The 20,664-nt window shown below is 67.0% G+C and carries 15 protein-coding genes; 11 read left to right on the plus strand and 4 right to left on the minus strand.

Going from position 1 to position 20,664, the window contains the following annotated elements:
• Positions 1-9 precede the first annotated feature (9 nt).
• Genes E0W60_RS01675 through E0W60_RS01690 form a run of 4 tightly spaced genes read left to right on the plus strand, consistent with a single transcriptional unit; the run spans position 10 to position 5,178 of the window.
• A complete protein-coding gene (locus E0W60_RS01675) occupies positions 10-990 on the plus strand; it encodes an ABC transporter substrate-binding protein (RefSeq protein WP_135702813.1) in 981 nt (326 codons plus the stop codon).
• A gap of 57 nt (positions 991-1,047) precedes the next feature.
• The gene (gene zwf / locus E0W60_RS01680) at positions 1,048-2,526 is read left to right on the plus strand and encodes a glucose-6-phosphate dehydrogenase (protein WP_135702814.1); all 1,479 of its coding nucleotides are present in this window, start codon (positions 1,048-1,050) and stop codon (positions 2,524-2,526) included.
• Positions 2,527-2,537: 11 nt separating this feature from the next.
• Positions 2,538-4,196, plus strand: a complete 1,659-nt coding sequence (pgi, locus tag E0W60_RS01685) for a glucose-6-phosphate isomerase (RefSeq protein WP_135702815.1) — start codon at positions 2,538-2,540, stop codon at positions 4,194-4,196.
• Between the two features lie 22 nt (positions 4,197-4,218).
• The gene (locus E0W60_RS01690) at positions 4,219-5,178 is read left to right on the plus strand and encodes a carbohydrate kinase family protein (protein WP_135702816.1); all 960 of its coding nucleotides are present in this window, start codon (positions 4,219-4,221) and stop codon (positions 5,176-5,178) included.
• Positions 5,179-5,497: 319 nt separating this feature from the next.
• Here E0W60_RS01690 and E0W60_RS01700 read toward each other — a convergent pair whose 3' ends face one another.
• Complete coding sequence (locus E0W60_RS01700; RefSeq protein WP_135702818.1) at positions 5,498-6,469, minus strand: Bug family tripartite tricarboxylate transporter substrate binding protein; 972 nt, start codon at positions 6,467-6,469, stop codon at positions 5,498-5,500.
• Between the two features lie 493 nt (positions 6,470-6,962).
• On the opposite strand from E0W60_RS01700, the gene E0W60_RS01705 reads away from it, so the two are divergent.
• A complete protein-coding gene (locus tag E0W60_RS01705) occupies positions 6,963-9,026 on the plus strand; it encodes a cytochrome-c peroxidase (protein ID WP_240745809.1) in 2,064 nt (687 codons plus the stop codon).
• A 539-nt stretch (positions 9,027-9,565) separates the two neighbouring features.
• Positions 9,566-10,909 (plus strand): nucleobase:cation symporter-2 family protein, encoded by a 1,344-nt coding sequence (locus tag E0W60_RS01710; protein ID WP_133094539.1) that lies wholly within the window; start codon positions 9,566-9,568, stop codon positions 10,907-10,909.
• A 78-nt stretch (positions 10,910-10,987) separates the two neighbouring features.
• On the opposite strand, the gene E0W60_RS01715 is transcribed toward E0W60_RS01710, so the two are convergent.
• A complete protein-coding gene (locus E0W60_RS01715) occupies positions 10,988-12,469 on the minus strand; it encodes a PQQ-dependent sugar dehydrogenase (protein ID WP_135702819.1) in 1,482 nt (493 codons plus the stop codon).
• A gap of 97 nt (positions 12,470-12,566) precedes the next feature.
• Complete coding sequence (locus E0W60_RS01720; protein ID WP_133094537.1) at positions 12,567-13,118, minus strand: MarR family winged helix-turn-helix transcriptional regulator; 552 nt, start codon at positions 13,116-13,118, stop codon at positions 12,567-12,569.
• 115 nt (positions 13,119-13,233) lie between these two features.
• Here E0W60_RS01720 and E0W60_RS01725 point away from each other — a divergent pair, with 115 nt between their 5' ends.
• From E0W60_RS01725 to E0W60_RS01740, 4 genes are all read left to right on the plus strand, one after another.
• Entirely contained in the window at positions 13,234-14,211 is a 978-nt protein-coding gene (locus E0W60_RS01725) for a Bug family tripartite tricarboxylate transporter substrate binding protein (protein ID WP_135702820.1), read from the plus strand.
• A 19-nt stretch (positions 14,212-14,230) separates the two neighbouring features.
• Complete coding sequence (locus E0W60_RS01730) at positions 14,231-15,790, plus strand: sulfatase-like hydrolase/transferase (protein WP_135702821.1); 1,560 nt, start codon at positions 14,231-14,233, stop codon at positions 15,788-15,790.
• 56 nt (positions 15,791-15,846) lie between these two features.
• A complete protein-coding gene (rocF, locus tag E0W60_RS01735) occupies positions 15,847-16,767 on the plus strand; it encodes an arginase (protein ID WP_135702822.1) in 921 nt (306 codons plus the stop codon).
• A 166-nt stretch (positions 16,768-16,933) separates the two neighbouring features.
• Positions 16,934-17,458 carry a host attachment protein gene (locus E0W60_RS01740; RefSeq protein WP_133094533.1) on the plus strand — a complete coding sequence of 175 codons (525 nt, stop codon included), beginning with the start codon at positions 16,934-16,936 and terminating at the stop codon, positions 17,456-17,458.
• A gap of 598 nt (positions 17,459-18,056) precedes the next feature.
• Here E0W60_RS01740 and E0W60_RS01750 read toward each other — a convergent pair.
• A complete protein-coding gene (locus tag E0W60_RS01750; RefSeq protein WP_133094532.1) occupies positions 18,057-18,767 on the minus strand; it encodes a GntR family transcriptional regulator in 711 nt (236 codons plus the stop codon).
• A gap of 185 nt (positions 18,768-18,952) precedes the next feature.
• On the opposite strand from E0W60_RS01750, the gene E0W60_RS01755 reads away from it, so the two are divergent.
• On the plus strand, positions 18,953-20,629 hold the full coding sequence (locus E0W60_RS01755; RefSeq protein WP_135702823.1) for a GMC family oxidoreductase: 1,677 nt from the start codon (positions 18,953-18,955) through the stop codon (positions 20,627-20,629).
• The last annotated feature ends 35 nt before the right edge of the window (positions 20,630-20,664 follow it).

The raw sequence follows: 20,664 nt of genomic DNA on the forward strand, positions 1-20,664 counted from the left end.
GACAGATCGATGATCAAGCCCGTTCCCTTCCTCCGCGCACTGGCAGCGGTCGCAATGGCCGCGCTCTGCGCGCTGCCGGCCGCCGCGCAGACGCCGTCGCAGTCCGCCGTACAAGCCCCGCAGCGCCAGCTCAAGAAGGTCGGCGTAACGCTGGGCTCGCTCGGCAACCCGTACTTCGTCGCGCTGGCGCGCGGCGCCGAGGCCGCGGCCCGGCAGGTCAATCCCGACGTCAAGGTCACCGTGCTGTCGGCGGACTATGACCTGAACAAGCAGTTCACCCATATCGACAGCTTTATCGTCGCCAGGGTCGACCTGATCCTGATCAACGCGGCGGATGCGCGCGCGATCGAGCCTGCGGTGCGCAAGGCGCGCAAGGCCGGCATCGTGGTGGTCGCGGTCGACGTGGCCGCCGCCGGCGCCGATGCCACGGTGCAGACCGACAACACCCTGGCCGGCGAACTGGCCTGCGGCTTCATCGCCGAGCGTCTCAAGGGGCGCGGCAACGTGATCATCCAGAACGGGCCGCCGGTGTCGGCCGTGCTCGATCGCGTCAAGGGCTGCAAGGCCGTGCTGGCGCGGCACCCTGACATCCGCATCCTGTCGGACGACCAGGACGCCAAGGGCTCGCGCGAGGGTGGCCTGAACGTGATGCAGCTGTACCTGACGCGCTTTCCCAAGGTCGACGCGGTCTTCACCATCAACGACCCGCAGGCGGTGGGCGCCGACCTGGCCGCGCGCCAGCTCAACCGCCGCGGCATCCTGATCGCTTCGGTGGACGGAGCGCCCGACATCGAAGCCGCGCTGAAGGCCGATACGCTGGTGCAGGCCTCGGCCAGCCAGGACCCGTGGGCGATCGCCCGCACCGCGGTGCAGCTGGGCGTCGGCATGATGAATGGCCAGCGACCCGTAACTCCGACCGTGCTGCTGCCTTCGACCCTGGTGACGCGCGCCAACGTCGGCCAGTACAAGGGCTGGGCTACGCCGCGCTGAGCGGCAGGCCCGCCATCTTTCCAATCTCTCTTGCCGAACGCACCGTTTCTACCCCACATGCCTGACAGTCCTTCCGCCGCGATCCACGCCCCCGAATTTGACTTCGTATTGTTCGGCGCCACCGGCGACCTGGCGCGGCGCAAGCTGCTGCCGGCGCTGTTCGATGCGCACGCCGCCGGCGCGCTGCACCCGCGCGGGCGCATCCTGGCGCTGGGCAGCCAGCCGCTGTCGCACGACGCCTACGTGGCCATGCTCAACGACGAGGTGCTGCCGGCGCTGGCCGGCAACGCCGCGGCATGGCAAGGCTTCCTGGAGCGCATCGTGTACCTGCAGGTCGATGCCAACGCCGATGCCGGCTTCGACGCGCTGGCCGAACTGGTCAACGCCCGCGCCGCGCCGGTGGTGGTGTGCTACCTGGCGACCGCGCCGCACCTGTTCGCCACCATCTGCGCGCAGCTGGCGCGCGTGGGGCTGGCCGGCGAGCGCAGCCGGGTGGTGCTGGAAAAGCCGCTCGGCCATGACCTGGCATCGTCCGAGGCCATCAATGCCGAAGTGGCGCGGCATTTCGCCGAGGACCGCATCTACCGCATCGACCACTACCTCGGCAAGGAGTCGGTGCAGAACCTGATGGCGATGCGCTTCGGCAACGTGTTGTTCGAGCCGCTGTGGCGGCGCGAATGGGTACGGCAGGTACAGATCACCATTGCCGAGGAGCTGGGCGTGGAGCGCCGCGGCGGCTTCTACGACGGCATCGGCGCGCTGCGCGACATGGTGCAGAACCACTTGCTGCAGCTGCTGTGCATGGTGGCGATGGAGCCGCCCACCAGCCTGTCCGAAGACGCCATCCGCGACGAGAAGCTCAAGATCCTGAAGGCGCTGCGTCCGATCCGCACCGAGGACGTGGCCGAGAAAGTGGTACGCGGCCAGTATTGCCGTGGCGCCGCGGGGGGCAACCCGGTGCCAGGCTACGCCAGCGAGCCGGGCATCGCCCCGGACAGCCGCACCGAAACCTTCGTCGCCATCCGCGCCGAGATCGCCAACTGGCGCTGGGCCGGCGTGCCGTTCTACCTGCGTACCGGCAAGCGCATGCAGTCGCGCGTGGCGGAGATCGTGATCCATTTCCACGACGTGCCGTACCCGCTGTTCCCGCATCCGCTGGGCACCATGGCCGGCAACCGGCTGGTGATCACGCTGCAGCCGGAGGAAAGCATCCGCCTCTATTTCCTGACCAAGCAGCCGGGCGACACGCAGGCGCTGCAGCCCGCTTCGCTCGACCTGCAGCTGAACAGCGCGGCGCCGCGCGTGCGGCGCGTGGGCGCCTATGAGCGGCTGCTGCTCGACGTGATCCGCGGCCGGCTGGGCCTGTTCGTGCGCCGCGACGAGCAGGTGCAGGCCTGGCGCTGGGTCGCGCCGATCCTGCAGGCGTGGGAGAACACCACCGCGCCGCCCAAGCCATATACCGCCGGCACCTGGGGGCCGGCGGCCTCCAGCGCCCTGCTGTCGCGCGACGGCCAGGCCTGGCACGAAGAAATGTAGGAGCCATCGACATGACCACCACCCTCCCCGCCTGGCAAGCGCTGCGCGCGCATGCCGAGACCATGCGCCACACCCATATGCGCGACTGGTTCGACGGCCCGCATGGCGTGGCGCGCGCCGAGCGCTTCACCGCCGAGGCCTGCGGCCTGACGCTCGACTACGCCAAGAACCGGATCACCGACGAGACGCTGCAACTGCTGCTCGACCTGGCGGCACAGGCGCGCGTCAGCGAGCGGCGTGATGCCATGTTCGCCGGCGAGCCGGTCAATACCACCGAGCGCCGCGCCGCGCTGCATGTCGCGCTGCGCGCTTACCCCGAGGACGGCTACCGCGCGCTTGGCGTGCCGGTTGGCGCGGACGTCGCCACGGTGCTGGGCCAGATGGAACGATTTGCCGATGCCGTGCGTGGCGGTGCCTGGACCGGCTTTGACGGCCGCGCGATCACCGATGTGGTCAATATCGGCATCGGCGGCTCTGACCTGGGGCCGCGCATGGTATGCCGTGCGCTGTCGGGCGCCGAGAGTGCGAACAGTGCCGACAGCGCCGGGCCACGCATGCATTTCGTCGCCAACGTCGACGGCAGCGACCTGGCGCGCACGCTGGCACCGCTGGACGCCGCCACCACGCTGGTGATCGTCTGCTCCAAGACCTTCACCACGCTGGAAACCATGGCCAACGCAGGCACCGCGCGCGACTGGTTCATGCAGCAGGGTGCGTCGCGCGCGGACCTGGCGCGCCATTTCGTGGCGGTCTCGACCAACCGCGACGCGGTGGCCGCGTTCGGCATCGATCCGGCCAATATGTTCCCGTTCTGGGACTGGGTAGGGGGACGCTTTTCGCTGTGGTCGGCGGTGGGCCTGTCGATCGCCGTGGCAGTGGGCTTCGGGCGCTTCCGCGAACTGCTCGACGGCGCGCGCGCGATGGACCTGCATTTCGCCAGCGCGCCTGCAGCGCGGAACCTGCCGATGCTGCTGGGGCTGCTCGATGTCTGGTATCGCAGCTTCCTCGGCGCCGGCAGCCGCTGCGTGGCCCCCTACTGCGAACCGCTGGAACTGCTGCCCGCTTTCCTGCAGCAGCTGGAGATGGAAAGCAATGGCAAGTCGGTGCGCCTCGACGGCGGCAGCATCCAGGCAGGCTCGGCCCCGGTGGTGTGGGGCACGACCGGCACCAACGGCCAGCACGCCTATTTCCAGATGATGCACCAGGGCTCGCAGCTGGTTCCGGTAGACTTCATCGCCACGCTGGAGCCGGTCAGCGACCTGCCCGGGCACCATGCCAAGCTGCTGGCCAACTGCTTCGCGCAGGGAGAGGCGCTGCTGCGCGGCCGCACCGCGCAAGAAGTGCGGTCCGAAGGCGTCAGCGATGAAGCCCTGGTACCCCACATGGTGTTCGAAGGCAACCGGCCCAGCAATACGCTGCTGCTGCTGCGGCTGGATCCGTGGCACCTTGGTGCGCTGCTCGCATTGGCCGAGCACCGGACCTTCGTGCAGGGCGCGCTGTGGCAGATCAATTCCTTCGACCAGTGGGGCGTGGAACTGGGCAAGAAGCTGGCCGCACCGATCCAGCGCGAGCTGGAAGGCACGGCGGCCGCGGCCCCGCACGATGCCTCTACCGCCGCGCTGATCCGCCGCGCGCAGGCCGCTCTCGCCCCGCAAGACGCCGCGGCCTGAGCTTTCCGCCGGAGATACCCTTATGTCCACGCCAACCTCCCTGCCCCGCTATGTCGTCTTTGGCGAAGCCCTGACCGACATGGTGCGCCAGCCCGACGGCAGCTGGCTGGGCCTGCCTGGCGGCTCGTGCTGGAACGTGGCGCGCGCCGGCGCGCGGCTGGGCCTTGCCACCGCATTCGCCGGCGCCGTCAGCCAGGACCTGTTCGGCGACGACCTCGCCCGCGCCAGCGCCGCGGCCGGGCTCGATACGCGCTTCCTGCAGCGCGTGCCGCACTCGCCCTTCCTTGCCTTCGTCGCCTCGCGCCATCCGCCGCAGTATTTCTTTGTCGGCGACGACAGCGCCGACCTGCACTTCGATGCCGCCGCGCTGCCCGCCGGCTGGCGCCAGGCGGCAGAAGTCGTGCATTTCGGCTCGATCAGCCTGGTGCGCCAGCCGCTGGCCGCACGGCTGTGCGAAGAGGCCACCCAGGCTGCGCAGGCCGGCAAGCGCATCGCCTTCGATCCCAACTTCCGCGACCTGATGCGCACGCCTGGCTACGCCGCGGTGCTGGCGCACATGCTGCGCCTGGCCAGCTACGTCAAGATCTCCGACGAAGACCTGGCGGGACTGTTCCCCGGCCTCGACACCTGTGCCGCACTCGCGCAGGTGCGCGCCATGGCGCCGGACGCCACCGTGATGCTGACGCGCGGCGCGCAGGGCATGACGCTGTGCAAGGGCGATGTCAGGGTCGAACAGCAGGCCTTGCGCGTTGAAGTCGCCGATACGGTCGGCTGCGGCGATGCTGCCATGGGCGGATGGATGGCCGGCGTGCTGTCGGGCGCCGCGCACGATCTGGCGGCGCAGGCGCGACTTGCTGCGGCAGCCGCGGCGGTAGCAGCGACGCGGGCCGGGGCGTATCCGCCGTCGCGCGAAGAAGTCGAGGGCCTGATGAACGCTACGGCAAGAACGCCGGCGACAACAACAACCGCAACCCGATCGTAAAAAACCGCTCGCCGGTCCCGCCGCCGAACACATTGCCATAGGTGGTATCGACCTGTACCCGGTCCCGCACGACCCAGAAGCGCAGGCCCGCCCGGAACGATGGGGTTGTCGCCAATGGAAGCCACTGCAGGCAGCGATGCCGCGCCTGCAGCCGCAAGACTGCAGTTGCTCAGCGCGCCATGGCGGCCCGGGACGATCCCCTTCCGCGGGAATGACTGGAACAACTGTCCACGGATAGCTCCGTTTATCAGAACGGGGCGCAGTGTAATGTCTGCGTCGGAAGCGGATCAACCCATCTGCGGCATGGATTTCGTGCTGGTCAGGAACCGGCCTTGTAGTTGGTTTCCTTGACGATGCGGGCCCAGCGGGCCGTGTCTTCGGCGATGGTGGTGGCGAACTGCTCCGGCGTGCTGCCGACCGCCTCATAGTCGATCGCCGCCAGCTTCTCCTTCATCTCCGGCAGCGCAACGATGCGCGTCACCTCCTGGTTCAGCCGGTTGACGATCTCCTTCGGCGTCCCCGCCGGCGCCAGCAAGCCGGCCCACGAGTTGAACGCCATGCCGTCGAAGCCAGCCTCCTGCATGGTCGGCACCTGCGGCAGCGCCGGCGATCGCCTGGAGGCAAACACCGCCAGCGGACGCAGCTTGCCCGCCTTGATCATCGCCATCGAGTTGAACGGATCGATGGTCATGTCTACCTCGCCCGACACCACCGCCTGCATCTGCGGGCCGGTGCCCTTGTACGAAGCGCTGACGACATCGGGAATGCCCGCGCTTGCCTTGAAGCTCGCGCCGATCAGCTCGATCATGCTGCTGCCTGCCGACAGGCTCAGCGGCCGGGTCTTGGACTTGGCCAGCGCCACGAACTCCTGCACCGTCCTGGCCGGCACCGACGGATGCACCACCATCACGAAGCCGATATTGCTGATCAGCGAGATCGGCGCAAAGCTCTTCAGCGGCTCGTAGCCTGCCTTGTACAACAGCGGGCTGAGCGTCTGCGCGCCGGCGGTGTTGAGCAGCAGCGTGTAGCCGTCCGGCGCCGCGCGCGCAACGATATCGGTGCCGATGATGCCGTTGGCGCCGGGACGGTTCTCCACCACCACCGACTGCTTCAGCGCCTCGCCCAGCTTCTGCGAGATCAGCCGCGCCACCACATCCGTGGCGCCGCCAGGAGAGAACGGCACCACCATGCGGATCGGCTTGCTGGGATAGGTATCGCTCCAGGCCAGCGTGGGCAGGGTGCCCAGCACGGCGGCACACAGCAGCGCGCGGCGGCGCAGGTTGACGGTCATGGGGCTGTCTCCGGTTTGCGGGCTATGCCAGTTCAGGGCCAGCCCTACTGTTATTCATGATAATAAATCATATTTTATGTTCATGAATTTCACCGTCAACTGAGGGTATGTGCGGACGACGTTGACCACCTCGCGAAACCGCCCAAGCAAAAACCTTGCCAATCATCCCTGCTCCAAGCTGGGTGTCTCTTTCCACTCCCAGTTTGAATCCCTACGCGCTGATCGCGACAACGGTCGCGCATCGACAACCAACTCCCTGCCTCGCCTTTTGCGACAACGCTTTCCGGCACATGACCGTGCCACGCGAGCGAGCTGGCGAAAGCCCATGACGGGGTTACAGGGCTATGTGCGGTACCGCACATAGCCGATCCATTGGTCATCCTGCGGCCCCTACAAATTAATAGCGAAAGGGCCCGTCGGGCCCTCTTGCAAGGCTGCATGCCAACTCCTGAGGGACAGGCAGCAATGCTGGCGGGAGGCGGCCTGTTGACGCATGGAATACGACAACGCCGCTCGAATTCATGGGGTGCAATTGCCTACGGTGAGGGGAGATATGATCAACAACATCAGTAGTGGCCGAGCCACGCCAATGCTCACGGCTGCCATCCTGGCTGCCGCACTAGGCCTAACGTCGCGCACGCCGCAGGCCCAGGTGACAGACCCACTGGCGGGTCTGCGTTCGCTCAAGACGGTTACGGTTCCCGGTCCGCCTGCCGAAGTCTTGGACGAGTTCGTCAAGGACAAGGCGGCCGCCATCCAGCTCGGAAAGGCGCTGTTCTGGGACATGAAGGTCGGCAGCGACAACAATACCTCTTGCGCAAGCTGCCACTTCCATGCCGGCGTCGATAACCGCATCACGAACCAGCTTTCTCCAGGTTCAGGTGCGCCCGGCACCGATAGAACCTTCCAGCTGGGGCGGCCCAACTACACCTTCAAGCCGGAAGACTTTGGGTTCACCAAGCATGTGGACGTGAACCAGCCGCAGCCGCAACTCTCGAACGTCAACGAGGTTTCCGGCTCGCAGGGGGTGTTCACGGCCAACTTCATCGACTTTGGCACAGGCAGCACGGGCGATGCCTGCGCCAATGTTTCCGATGACATCTTCCACGGCGGCTCGGGATTCAACATCAACGGCATCAACACGCGGCAGGTGACCGGACGCAATACTCCTTCCGTCATCAACGCGGTATTCAATTTCCGCAATTTCTGGGATGGGCGCGCCAACAACATGTTCAACGGCGGCGACCCGTTTGGCATGCGCAATCCATATGACCTTGTGTGGAAAAGTGAAGGTGGCGTCCTCAGGCAAGTCAAGCTGGCAATCCCTGGCGCGTCCCTGGCGTCGCAAGGTAGCGGCCCTCCCCTGAGCTCGGTCGAGATGAGTTGCAATGGACGGTCATTCATGAAACTCGGCAAGAAGCTGCTCGGCCAGCGTCCTTTGTCAGGCCAGGCGATCGCGGCGGATGACAGCGTACTTGGCCCCCTGGTGATATTACGCAACAAGGATCAGGTACCGACCTACTCCGAGATGATCAAGAAGGCATTCCGCTCCCAGTATTGGAATTCGCCGACGCTCTTGAAGATGTCGGCTACGGATGAGGCGAAATTCGCCTCGATGGATTTGTCGCCCCGCCACGTCAAGCGGAGTACCGGGAAGTTCGAGGTAAGCCAGATGGAAGCCAACTTCGCGCTCTTCTTCGGCCTCGCCGTTCAGCTTTACGAGTCCACCTTGATTGCCAACGATACGCCAGTCGACCGCTACCTCGATGGCCAGACCGGGGCCCTGAATGAGCAGCAGTTGCGTGGCGCCAGGATCTTCACCGGCACAGGTCGCTGCAGCCGCTGTCACTCGGGCGCTGAGCTGACCGCCGCCTCATTCTCCAGCGTGACCGCGCAGCGGCTCAGGCGGATGCCGATGGGTGACGGGCTCGAAGCGGTCTATGACAATGGCTTCTACAACATCGGCGTGCAACCGACCGCAGAAGATCTCGGCGTAGGCGGGCTGGACCAGTTCGGCAATCCGTTGTCCGAAACGCGGATGGCGCAGCAGGGCAAAACCCATTTGCTGGGGAACGGCTTCGATGCCACCAAGGAAACCACAGTCGGAACTGAACAGCGGGTGGCGGTTGACGGTGCCTTCAAGACACCAAGCCTGCGCAACCTGGAGTTTACCGGCCCCTATTTCCATAACGGCGGCAAATCTACCCTGATGCAGGTGGTCGACTTCTATAACCGTGGCGGCGATTTCGGGGACGTCAACAGGGCTAACCTGGACCGGGGCATTACGCCGCTCGGCCTGAGCGAGACGGACAAGCAAGACCTGGTGGCTTTCCTGCTAGCCCTGAGTGATGACCGCGTTCGCTATCGCAAGGCGCCGTTCGACCACCCCTCGCTGTGCGTCCCCCAAGGGCATAAGGTCGGCGATTCCGGGGCCCTGCTGCAGGACGGAAGCACCGGGAACGGCGTAGACAACACGGAGTGCATTGGCGCGGTGGGCGCGGGCGGCGCGAGCAGCGGCCTCAAGCCGTTCCTCAACCTCGATCCGTTCCAGCGCTAGTGGATGAGCCAGCGGCGATTCGTGCAGCGCGGGTCCCGCTGACTCCCTGATCCCCCGTGCGGCGGCGCACCGCCGCCGCATGATTGTCGGCACAAACTGTCGTGGCGTGACCGCCATTCCAGTGCACGACAATCCAGCAAGACAATGACCAGCGCTGCGACGAAGCGGTGCTGACATTGTCACTGGAGATATATGTCGGTGCCGATTATCGTCTTTACAAGACGGACTGCAGGAATTGCCTGTCGTATTTACTCACGACTCGCATCGCCCCTCAACAAGGGCCAGCTTCCGTTATTATCGGCCGACAAAATATTTCCCGACGAAGCCTACATACACCACCTCGCGCCCCAATAGCATCACGGCTTCCTGATAATCACATGGATTGATTTTTCATTTACTTTCCGGATAGCATGCCGGGCGCGCCGCGTAGCCGCCTCGATGCTTCGCTGCACGCGCATTGCCCCTCCCGGCGGCATATGCCGACCGGCCCGGAAAATGAAAAAGGTGGAAACATCCACCCGCATAAAAAGGAGACGTGAATGGCACCTTTGCTGTTCAAGGTGGAAGACCGTCCGCCGCGCATTACTACCGTGCTGCTGGCGCTTCAGCATTTGCTCGCCGCCCTCGGCGGCATTATCGCGGTGCCGCTGGTGATCGGCGGAGCATTAAAGCTGCCGACCGCGGAAATCATTGCGCTGGTGAATGCCGCGCTGATCGGCTCGGGCGTGGTAACCATTATTCAATGCAAGGGCGTGGGGCCGGTCGGCATCCGCCTGCCGTGCGTGATGGGCACCAGCTTTTCCTTCGTCGGCGCTGCCATCAGCGTTGGCGCCGAGCACGGCGTGGCCGGCATCCTGGGCTCGGCCCTGGCCGGCTCGCTGCTGATGATCGTCGGCAGCCATTTCATGCCGACCATCCGCAAGCTGTTTCCCCATACCGTCACCAGTGTGGTCGTCACCATGATCGGCCTTTCGCTGATCCCGGTTGCGGTGGACTGGGCCGCCGGTGGCCGCGGCAGCCCGCAGTATGGCGCGGTCGGCAACCTGGCGATTGCGGCCTTCGTGCTGGCGCTGGTGATCGCGATGGTGCAGTGGGGCAAGGGCATGATCTCGGCCTCTGCCATCGTGATCGGCATCCTGGGCGGCTACCTGCTGTGCCTGGCGCTGGGGCTGGTCGATTTCACGCAGATGCGAAATGCGCCGGTGCTGGCGCTGCCGCAGCCGCTGCACTTCGGGTTGACGTTCCCGGTGTCGGGCATCGTTGCAATGGCGATTGCCTACCTGGTGACGACGGTGGAATCCACCGGCACCTTCATGGCGCTCGGCTCGGCCACACAGACGCCGATCACGGGCAACAAGCTGTCGCGCGGCATCCTGTGCGACGGCTTCGGTTCCGCCTTTGCCGCACTGATTTCGAGCCCGCCGCTGTCCACGTTCGCGCAGAACGTCGGCGTGGTGTCGCTGACCGGCGTTGCCAGCCGCCACGTGGTGGCGCTGACCGGCGTGATGCTGCTGCTGGCCGGGCTGTTTCCGGTGCTGGGCGCACTGGTGGTGACGATTCCGCAGCCGGTGCTCGGCGGCGCCGGCCTGATGATGTTCGCGATGATCGTCTCGGGCGGCATCAACATGCTGAGCCGGATCGAGTTCACGCAGCGCAATACGCTGATCGTGGCCGTGTCGATCGGCTGCGGCCTGGCGGTGACCTTCCGCCCGGAGCTGCTGTCCAGGCTGCCGCTGTTTGTGCAGGAAGTATTCGGCTCGGGGATCTCGGTTGGATCGCTGGTGGCGGTGACGCTGAACCTGGTGCTGCCGGGCGGCAAGGCTGAACATGCTGAGGAGGCGCAGCACGACGAAGGGGCGCAACCTTCCGGCGAACTGGCCTGAACGCAACCGCTGCGCAGACGCGGTCGGGCCGGATTCGTGTATGGCACGGATCCGGCCACCCGTGTGACCAGGGGCGGCTTACTGCCCGCCAACGGTCGCATCGACCCGATACACCGCACCACTGGCCGCCGAAGTTCCTGTGTCCGACAGCACATACAGCGCCTGCCCGGCATCCACGCCAAAGGAATAGACGCTACCGGGGATGGTGACATTCCAGTCGACCTGCTCGGCTGCACCACCGTCGCGGTACACAAAGCTCAACAGCTTGCCCGTGCACAGGTCCGAATAGAAATAGCGGCCTTGCAGCGCAGCCAGCGCATTGCCCCGGTACACATAGCCGCCGACGATGGCGCAGGCGCCGGCTTCATGGCCGTACTCGAACACCGGCAGCGTCAGTCCGGCCGTATCGCAGGTGGCGGCGCCCACGCACGCGGTGCCCTCCATGCGGTTCCAGCCGTAGTTCAGCCCGGCGCTGGTGGCCGCCGCGACGTCGACTTCCTCGCGCTGGCCCTGGCCGACATCGGCGATATACAGCAGACCGGCATCGAACGAGAACCGCCACGGATTGCGCAGTCCGTATGCCCAGATCTCGCCACGCCTGCCGCTCTGGCCGGCAAACGGGTTGCCGGAGGGAACGCCATAAGGCTGCCCCGATGCGCCGCTGACATCGATGCGCAGCAATTTGCCGAGCAGCACGCCGAGGTTCTGCGCATTGCCTGACGGATCTCCGCCACCACCGCCATCGCCGGTGCCGACATAGAGCATGCCGTCCGTGCCGAACGCCAGCTGGCCGCCGTTGTGGTTCTGGAAGTTGCTGTGCGGGATCGACAGCAATATCGTGCCTGCGGTGTCCGCAACGTCTGGATTGCCCGCCGACACCTGGTAGCGCGCAATGGTGATGGCGCCGTTGTTATCGGTGTAGTAGACGTAGAAGCGGCCGTTGCTGGCATAGCCGGGATCGAATGCCATTGACAGCAGGCCGCGCTCGCCGTCGGTGGTGGTCAGCGCATCGATATTAAGGAAGGGCGTGCCCAGCAGCGTGCCGTTGCGCACGACGCGGATGCGCCCGGCGCGCTCCACGATGAACAAACGCGCGTCGCCCGCGGGCGCGGTGAGATAGATCGGCTCGGCCAGGCCGCCGGCCACTTGCGTCAGCGACAGGCGCACCGGCTGTGGCGAGCCATAGACGACGTTAGCCGTGGCGCCCGCGCCAGCGCCGACGGTCACCGACTGGGCCGGTGGCTGCGGCTGATACTGGCTGGTGCCGGCGAGCACGTCGGCGGCGCTGACGGTGTAGGTGCCGGTGGCAAGATTGGACAAGGTAGTCGACTGGGCGACGGCCTGGCGGTATTGCCCCGGGCCAGTCACCGTAACCAAAGCCGGAGTGCCGGACGGCAGGCCGGTTACCGTCAACGACAGCGTCCCCGGGCCGCCCGGCCCGCTGCCACCGCTACCGCCGGCGTTGCCGGAACTGCCCCCGTCGCCGCCACCGCATGCCACCAGACCCAGGCAGCATGCAAGGAACCATTGGCACAGCGAAGATCGTATTGAGACTGTCATGATGCGCTCCTGCCACCCCGGCGCCAGATACAACGCAAGAACCGCTCCATGGCGGGCAACGTAGCCAGCCCTACCCCTTACCCCCTATCACCCCCTATCACCCCCTGTCGCCCCGCCACACCTGCAGCGGATCCCATGCCGGCGCCGCGTCTTCCGGCTGCGGCAAGGCCTGCGCCTCTGCCATCATCGCTTCGGCCCGCGCCTGCAGCTTGTCCAGGCAGCGCGACAGCACGCGCGCTTCCTCGGCGCTCAGGCATGCTGCCAGCTCGCGGTTGAAGGCGCGCGCCTGGGCAAAGGCGCGGCGGTAGACCGCTTCGCCCTCTTCCGTCAGCGTGAACGCGGCGGCGCGCCGGTCCTGCGCACGCGCCTCGCGCCGCACCAGGCCGCGCTCGGCCAGCGCGTGCACGGCCCGGCTGGCAAGCACCTTGTCCAGGCCGGCACTTTGCGCCAGTTCGGTCAGCCGGGTACCCGGCTGCTCGCCCAGGAAGGCGATCATGCGCCATTCGCGCCGCGTCACGCCGGCCGTGGCGCGCAGATGAAGCCCCGCCGCCCCCAGCGCCACGCGGTTCAGGTGATAGACCCGGTAGTTGATGAAATCGCCCAGCCGCCTGGGCCGCTGCAGCCGGCCGCCGCCGTCGTCGTGTGCCATGCCACACCCGCGAATTAGTTGACTTTGTCAATTATATCGACGGGTGTTAGCGTGCCACCCATACCAAACGAATACCTAACGAATACCAAACGACGATCCGGACCGAGGAGACACCGTGAGCCCCCGCAATTGCCTTCCCCGCCTTGCCGCCTGCCTGGCGGCCATTGCCGCCGCCTGGGCGCTGCCCGCCGGCGCGCAGTCGGAGCGCCCGCTGCGCATCCTGGTCGGCTACCCTGCCGGCGGCACCGCCGACCTGGCCGCGCGCCTGGTCGGCGACAAGCTGCGCGAGACCCTGAACCAGAACGTGGTGGTGGAGAACAAGCCGGGCGCAGGCGGCCGGCTGGTGATGGACTATGCTCGCACGCAGCCTGCCGACGGCCATACGCTGGTGGTGGCCAATTCGGCCGTGATGACGATCGCGCCGCTGGTCTACCGCAAGCTCAACTACGACATCCAGCGCGACTTTGTCCCGGTGGCGCAGGCCGCCAACTTCCAGCTGGCACTGGCCACCGGCCCGGCCAGCCCGGCGCGCTCGCTCAAGGACTACGTGGCATGGCTCAAGGCGGGCCCGCAGAACAACTCCTACGCCTCGCCGGCGCTGGGCAGCATCCCGCATTTCTTCGGGCTGATGATCGGCAAGCAGGTCGGCGTGGAGATGCTGCACGTGCCGTTCAACGGATCGGCGCCGCTGATGAGCGCGCTGGTGGGCGGGCAGGTGCCGGCCTCGGTCGATACGCTGGCCGACCTGACCGAGATGCACCGCGCCGGCAAGGTGCGCGTGCTCGCCACTTCCGGCACGCAGCGCTCGGTGGCGCTGCCCGATGTGCCGACCTTCACCGAACTGGGCTACAAGGGCATCGAGGGCGAAGGCCGCTACGGCGTGCTGGCGCCCGCCGGCACGCCGCGGCCGGTGCTGGACAAGCTCAACGCCGCCATCGTCAAGGCGGTGCAGTCGCCCGACTTGCGCGACAAGTTCCTGAAGCTTGGGCTCGAACCGGCCACCGGCACGGCCGACGCGTTTGCCGGCGTGCTGAAGGCAGACGCCGCCAGGTGGGCGCCGGTGGTGAAGGCCTCCGGCTATACCGGCGACTGACAAGCCGCAGCGAGCCACCATGCCGATCCGCAATACCCTGTTCATCATGTGCGACCAGTTGCGCCGCGACCACCTGGGCTGCTACGGGCACCCCACGCTGCGCACGCGCAATATCGACGCGCTGGCCGCGCGCGGCGTGCGTTTCGACCGCGCCTTCGTCACCTCCGGCGTCTGCGGCCCCAGCCGCATGAGCTTCTACACCGGCCGCTATGTCAGCAGCCACGGCGCCACCTGGAACCGCGTACCGCTGCCGGTGGGCGAAATCACGCTGGGCGAGTACCTGAAGGACAGCGGCCGCGCGCTGGCGCTGGCGGGCAAGACCCACGTGATGCCCGACAACGCCAACCTCAGGCGCCTGCACCTGGACGGCGGTACCGAGCTGGAGACGCTGCTGCGCAGCGGCCATTTCACCGAGGTCGACCGCCACGACGGCCATCATGCCGAGCCGCGCGGCGCCTATGCCGACTGGCTGCGCCGGCAAGGCTACGACAGCGCCGACCCGTGGACCGACTACGTCATCAGCGCCGAGAACGCGCAAGGCGAGATCGTCTCCGGCTGGCACATGCGCAACGCGGGCCTGCCCGCGCGAGTGGCCGAGCCGCATTCCGAGACGGCGTACACCGTCGACCAGGCCATGCAGTACATCGGCGCGCGCGGCGACGAGCCGTGGGTGCTGCACCTGTCGCTGGTCAAGCCGCACTGGCCCTACCTCGCGCCCGCGCCCTATCACGCCGCCTACAAGCTCGACGACTGCCTGCCGCTGCGCCGCCACGCCGCCGAGCTGGAAGACCCGCATCCGGTGCTGTCGGCGTACCGCACGCAGGAGGAATGCGCCAACTTCATGCGCCAGGAAGTGTCGGATACGGTGCGTCCCGCCTACCAGGGCCTGATCCAGCAGATCGACGACCGCCTCGGCCTGCTGTGGGACCAGCTGGAACGCCTTGGCCGCTGGCAGGACACGCTCATTGTCTTTACCGCCGACCATGGCGACTTCCTCGGCGACCACTGGCTGGGCGAGAAGGAGCAGTTCTACGACACCGTGCAGAACGTGCCGCTGATCGTCTACGACCCCTCGCCCGAGGCCGATGCCACCCGCGGCAGCGCGCCGCAGGACATGGTGTCGGCGGTCGACGTGGTGCCGACGGTGCTCGACGCGCTGGGACTGCCTCCGGCCGGCCATCGCATCGAAGGCCGCTCGCTGCTGGACCTGACCGGCTCGCGCGATGCGGGGCCATGGCGTGATTTCGTCGTTTCCGAACTCGACTACGCCTACCGCGGCGCACGGGTCGCGCTCGGCCGCCACCCGGGCGAATGCCGCGCCTGGATGGTGCGCGACGCGCGCTGGAAATACGTCCACTGGCAAGGCTTCCGGCCACAGCTGTTCGACCTGGAAAGCGATCCGGACGAGTACTTCGACCTGGGCGCCGACCCCGGCCATGAAGCCGTGCGCAACGCCATGCGGCTGCGGCTGCTGGACTGGTTCTGCACGCTCAAGCCGCGCGTGACCGTGACCAACGAGGAAGTCGCGGCCAAAACCAACGTGTACAAGCAGGCCGGCGTATTCTTCGGCGTGTGGTGAACGCGGCGGGTACGGAACCTGCAAACCCAGGGGCGTCCGCACTCACCGCACCCGCCATGAAACCTGTCACGCTGATTGGCGCCCCCACCGACGTCGGGGCCGGCACGCGCGGCTGCTCGATGGGCCCCGAGGCGCTGCGCGTCGCCGGCCTGGCGCAGGCGCTGGCACGCAACAACCTGCTGGTCGAGGACACCGGCAACCTGGGCGGCCCCGCCAATCCGTGGCAGCCGCCGCAGGATGGCATGCGCCACCTCGACGAAGTCGTGGCGTGGAACCGCGGCGTCTATGACGCCTGCCTCGGCACGCTGCAGGCAGGCCGGCTGCCGCTGCTGATGGGCGGCGACCATTGCCTGGCGATCGGCTCGATCAGCGCCGCGGCGCGCCATTGCCGCGACACCGGCAAGACCCTGATGGTGCTGTGGCTCGATGCGCACGCCGACGCCAATATCGGCACCACCACGCCCACTGGCAACATGCACGGCATGCCGGTGGCCTGCCTGTGCGGGCACGGCCCCGCGCCGCTGACCACGCTGGCCGGGCCGGCGCCGGCGGTGGAGCGCAGCGCGATCCGGCAGATCGGCATCCGCAGCGTCGATGCAGAGGAGAAGCATCGCCTGCACGAACTGCAGCTGGCGGTGTACGACATGCGCTACATCGACGAGAACGGCATGCGCTACACCATGCAACAGGCGCTGGCCGGCATCGACGCGCAGACGCACCTGCACGTCAGCTTCGACGTCGATTTTCTCGACTGCGTGATTGCGCCTGGCGTGGGCACCACCGTGCCGGGCGGACCGACCTACCGCGAAACCCAGCTCTGCATGGAAATGATCGCCGATACCGGCCGCCTGGCATCGCTCGACGTGATGGAGCTGAACCCGGCCTGCGACGTGCGCAACCAGACCGGCCAACTGGCCGTGGACCTGGTGGAAAGCCTGTTCGGGAAATCGACGCTGTGGCGTCCGCCGCCCGCCTGAAAAAGTTGCACGGCGTGCCTGTCGATACTGCAATGCCATGCCGCATGCGGCACCCGGACGCCCGCGAGGCGCGCGAACCGGCGCAGCCGCGCGCCGCCGGCGGGTGGCGTACCCCTTGCAACACCGGTAATCAGGCCCACCGTTCGGGCCGGCAACCGGAGCGATCATGAAGAACATCTGGATCCTGGTGGCGGACGAATCCGTCGCCCGCGTCTTTGCCTCGCATGCAGACGCCGCCCCGCTGGCGGTGGTCGAAGAAATTACCGATGCCGCCGCGCACGCCGACCGCGCCGACCTGCGCCGCGATGCCTACGGCCGGCGTGGCCACGCCGCCTCGCAGGGCGATGCCGGTCATCCCGGCGCACACCAGGTCGGCCCGTCCACGGTTACGTCGTCCGCGGGCGAGGACGAACTGCACCAGGAAGCGCAGCTGTTTGCGCATCGGGTCGCGGATTTCCTGGCGGACGCGCGCAACAAGCAGCGCTATGAAGAACTCGTGCTGATCGCGGCGCCGCGCTTCCTGGGGCTGCTGCGCAAGACCCTGCCTGCTGCCGTCGCCGACGTGGTGACGCGCGAAATCGACAAGGACTTTATCCACGTGCCCAACAACGACCTGCAGCAGCGGCTGGCCGACGAGGGCGTGGTGCCCGCGCGCCGTGACGAGCGCGTGAATACAGGAAGGGATCGCTGACGACGGCAGGCTCGAAAGAAAGGCGGCCGCCCATATGCTTGCGGGCGGCCGCGAGAGATGTGCGGGCGTGTCAGCGCGCCGTGCCCGAGCCGCTGGTCGCGCCGCTGGAGCCGCTGGAGGTGCCGGCAGGGCTGGTGGTGCTGGTTGCGCCGGACGTGCCGGTGGAAGTGCTGGAACTCGGCGAGCCATAGCCGCTGCGGCTGCGTTGCTGCTCTGACACCGAGCCGGAACCCGACAACGATCCTGATCCGCTGGTGCTGCCGGTGGCAGTGCATCCAGCCAGGATACCGAGCGAGGCGAGTAATGCAGTGCCAATGCGTAGCGTCGTTTTCATGTGGTCCTCCGTCTTGCAGGTTGCGACCGGGCCTTGCATCGATGCAGGACCGGCCGGCGAGCGCGCAGAAATCGCCGCTCCGCTGCGTCATCACGCAACTGACGTACCAGTAGTCCGCAGCGATGCCGGCAATGGGCTGCCGTTGCCGGACCAACGGCGGGAAAGGACAACACTGCGGGCTTGCTGCAGTAAGAAGTGCGCGGCGCGCGTAAAACTTACCGCGCGCCCCCGGTGGTTTAGTTCAGCGCTTACAGAAAAACGAACCTAGCGCCTGAGCGTCCATTTGTACGCGTAGCGGTCCGGCCGGAACACCAGTTCGGCGCAGAGCAGCGGCGTGCCGTTGATGTCGTACGGCGTGCAACGCAGCCGCAGCAGCGGCTCGCCCTCGGCGACGCCCAGCCGCCTGGCCACTTCGGCCGGCGCGGCTACCGCGCTCGCCTCCATCGTCGACTCCTTGAAGCGGTAGCCGAGCCGGCTCTCGAGCACCGACATGGCGTCATTGGTCTCCAGGTCTTCCTGCACCAGCCGCCGCATCAGCGGCTCGCGCCCAAGCAGCGTGAAATACGCCACCGGCGCATCGTCCCAGAAGCGCACGGTCGACACGCTCAACACTTTCTCCGCGGGTTCCAGGTCGAGCACGCTGGTCACGAACGCCGGCGCGCGGACCAGCTTGACCGAGGCGAGCTTGCCATACGCCAGCTGGCCGCGCGCACGGGCGGTCTCGTAGAAACCGGTCAGCGCACCGAGGCTTGGCGTGTCGGCCGGGCGCGTGACGAAGCTGCCCTTGCCGTTGACCTTTTCGATCAGCCCGGCATTGTGCAGGCCAGACAACGCCTGGCGCACGGTGATCCGGCTTACGGCAAATTCCGTCATCAGCTCGGCCTCCGACGGCAGCTTTGCGCCCGGACCCAGCTGGTTGCGGACGATCCGCTCCCGGATCTCGTTCTCGATTTCCTTGAATCTTGGCAGCGCCACGTTGTGTTCCGCCTGGCGGCGGCTCCGATGCGGGGGATCAGGGATTATACCTATCATGACAGGTTAGGCCGTAAACTCGTTGACCTGTTATAACAGGTAATGGCAGTATCGCATCGCCAGCGCATGCCAGCGCCCCCGACATTCCCCAACCCACCTTGCATGCCGGCGACTCAGGAGACACGCAATTGCATACCCACGCAACACCAGGCGCCGCGCGCGCGACGGCGGACTTTGACTACATCGTGATCGGCGCGGGTTCGGCGGGCTGCGCCGTGGCCGCAAGGCTGGCCGAAGACCGTGGCGCAACCGTGGCGCTGCTCGAGGCAGGGCCGCATGACCACCACTTCTCGGTCTGGGCGCCCATCGGCTTTGCCCACACCGTTCCCAAGGCCGGGCCGCGCAACTATGCGTACTACACCGAACCACAGGCCGGGCTGAACGGCCGGCGCTCTTACCAGCCGCGAGGGCGCGGGCTGGGCGGCAGCTCTTCGATCAACGGCATGCTCTACGTGCGCGGCCATCGCAATGACTACGATGAATGGGCAGCTCTGGGTTGCAAGGGCTGGGGCTTCGACGACGTGCTGCCCTACTTCCGCCGCAGTGAGCACAACGCCAGGCTGGCCAGTGATCCGCTGCACGGCAGCGACGGTCCGCTGCATGTCAGCGACCTGCGCTCGCCCAATCCGTTCTCGCGGCGCTTTGTCGAAGCGTCGCTGCAGGCCGGCATGGCGCCCAATGCCGATTTCAACGGACTAACGCAGGAAGGTGCCGGCCTGTACCAGGTAACGCAGCGCAACGGCGAGCGCTGGAACACGGCGCGCGCCTACCTGCATCGCGGCGATGCCGCGGACAAGGCCTTCAACGGCGGACGCAGCGGCCTGTCGGTGTTGACCGACGCGCAGGCGCTGCGGATCCTGTTCGAGGGCCGGCGCGCCACCGGCGTGGAGATCGTGCGCGACGGCGAGAAGCAGGTGCTGCGCGCGCGGCGCGAGATCGTGCTCAGCACGGGTGCCTTCAACTCGCCGCAGTTGCTGATGGCTTCGGGCGTCGGCTCGGCGGCACAGCTGCGCGGCCTTGGCATCGACGTGGTCCATGACCTGCCCGGCGTGGGCGAAAACCTGCAGGACCACCTCGACATCATCGTCAACAAGCAACTGCATTCGACCGACCTGTTCGGGCAGACCGCAGGCGGGCTGCTGCGCATGGCGGGCGAGGTCATGCGCTACCGGCGCCACCGCACCGGCATGGTCACGTCCAACTTTGCCGAGGCCGGCGCGTTTTTCCGCAGCCGTCCCGAGCTTTCCATCCCTGATGTGCAACTGGTGTTCGTGGTCGCGCTGGTCGGCAACCGCAACATGGACAAGCGCAGCAAGCTCGGCCACGGCTATTCGTGCCATGCCTGCGTGCTGCGACCGAAGAGCCGCGGCCACGTGCGCCTGCGCAGCGCGGACATGCGCGACGCGCCGCTGATCGACCCACGCTTCCTGTCGGCGCAGGAGGACATGGCCGGCATGGTGGCCGGCGTGCGCGCCATCCGCCGCATCTTCGCCCAGCCGGCGCTGGCGCAATACGGGGGCCGTGAGCTGCTGACCGACGATTTCGGCCCGGACAACAGCAACGAAGAGGCCATCCGCCATTTCATCCGCACGCACGCGGACACCGTCTACCACCCGGTCGGCACCTGCAGGATGGGGATCGACGACATGGCGGTCGTCGATCCCGAGTTGCGCGTGCGCGGCATCGACGGGCTGCGCGTTGCCGATGCCTCGGTGATGCCGACGCTGGTCGGCGGCAATACCAACGCGCCGACGATCATGATCGGCGAAAAGGCTGCGGACCTGATCAAGGCCTCGGCCCGCTGAAAACCCCTCGCCGCCTGGCTGGTCCGGGCGGCGAA

Origin of the sequence: Cupriavidus oxalaticus (assembly GCF_004768545.1) — a bacterium.
GTDB classification, from domain to species: Bacteria; Pseudomonadota; Gammaproteobacteria; order Burkholderiales; family Burkholderiaceae; genus Cupriavidus; species Cupriavidus oxalaticus_A.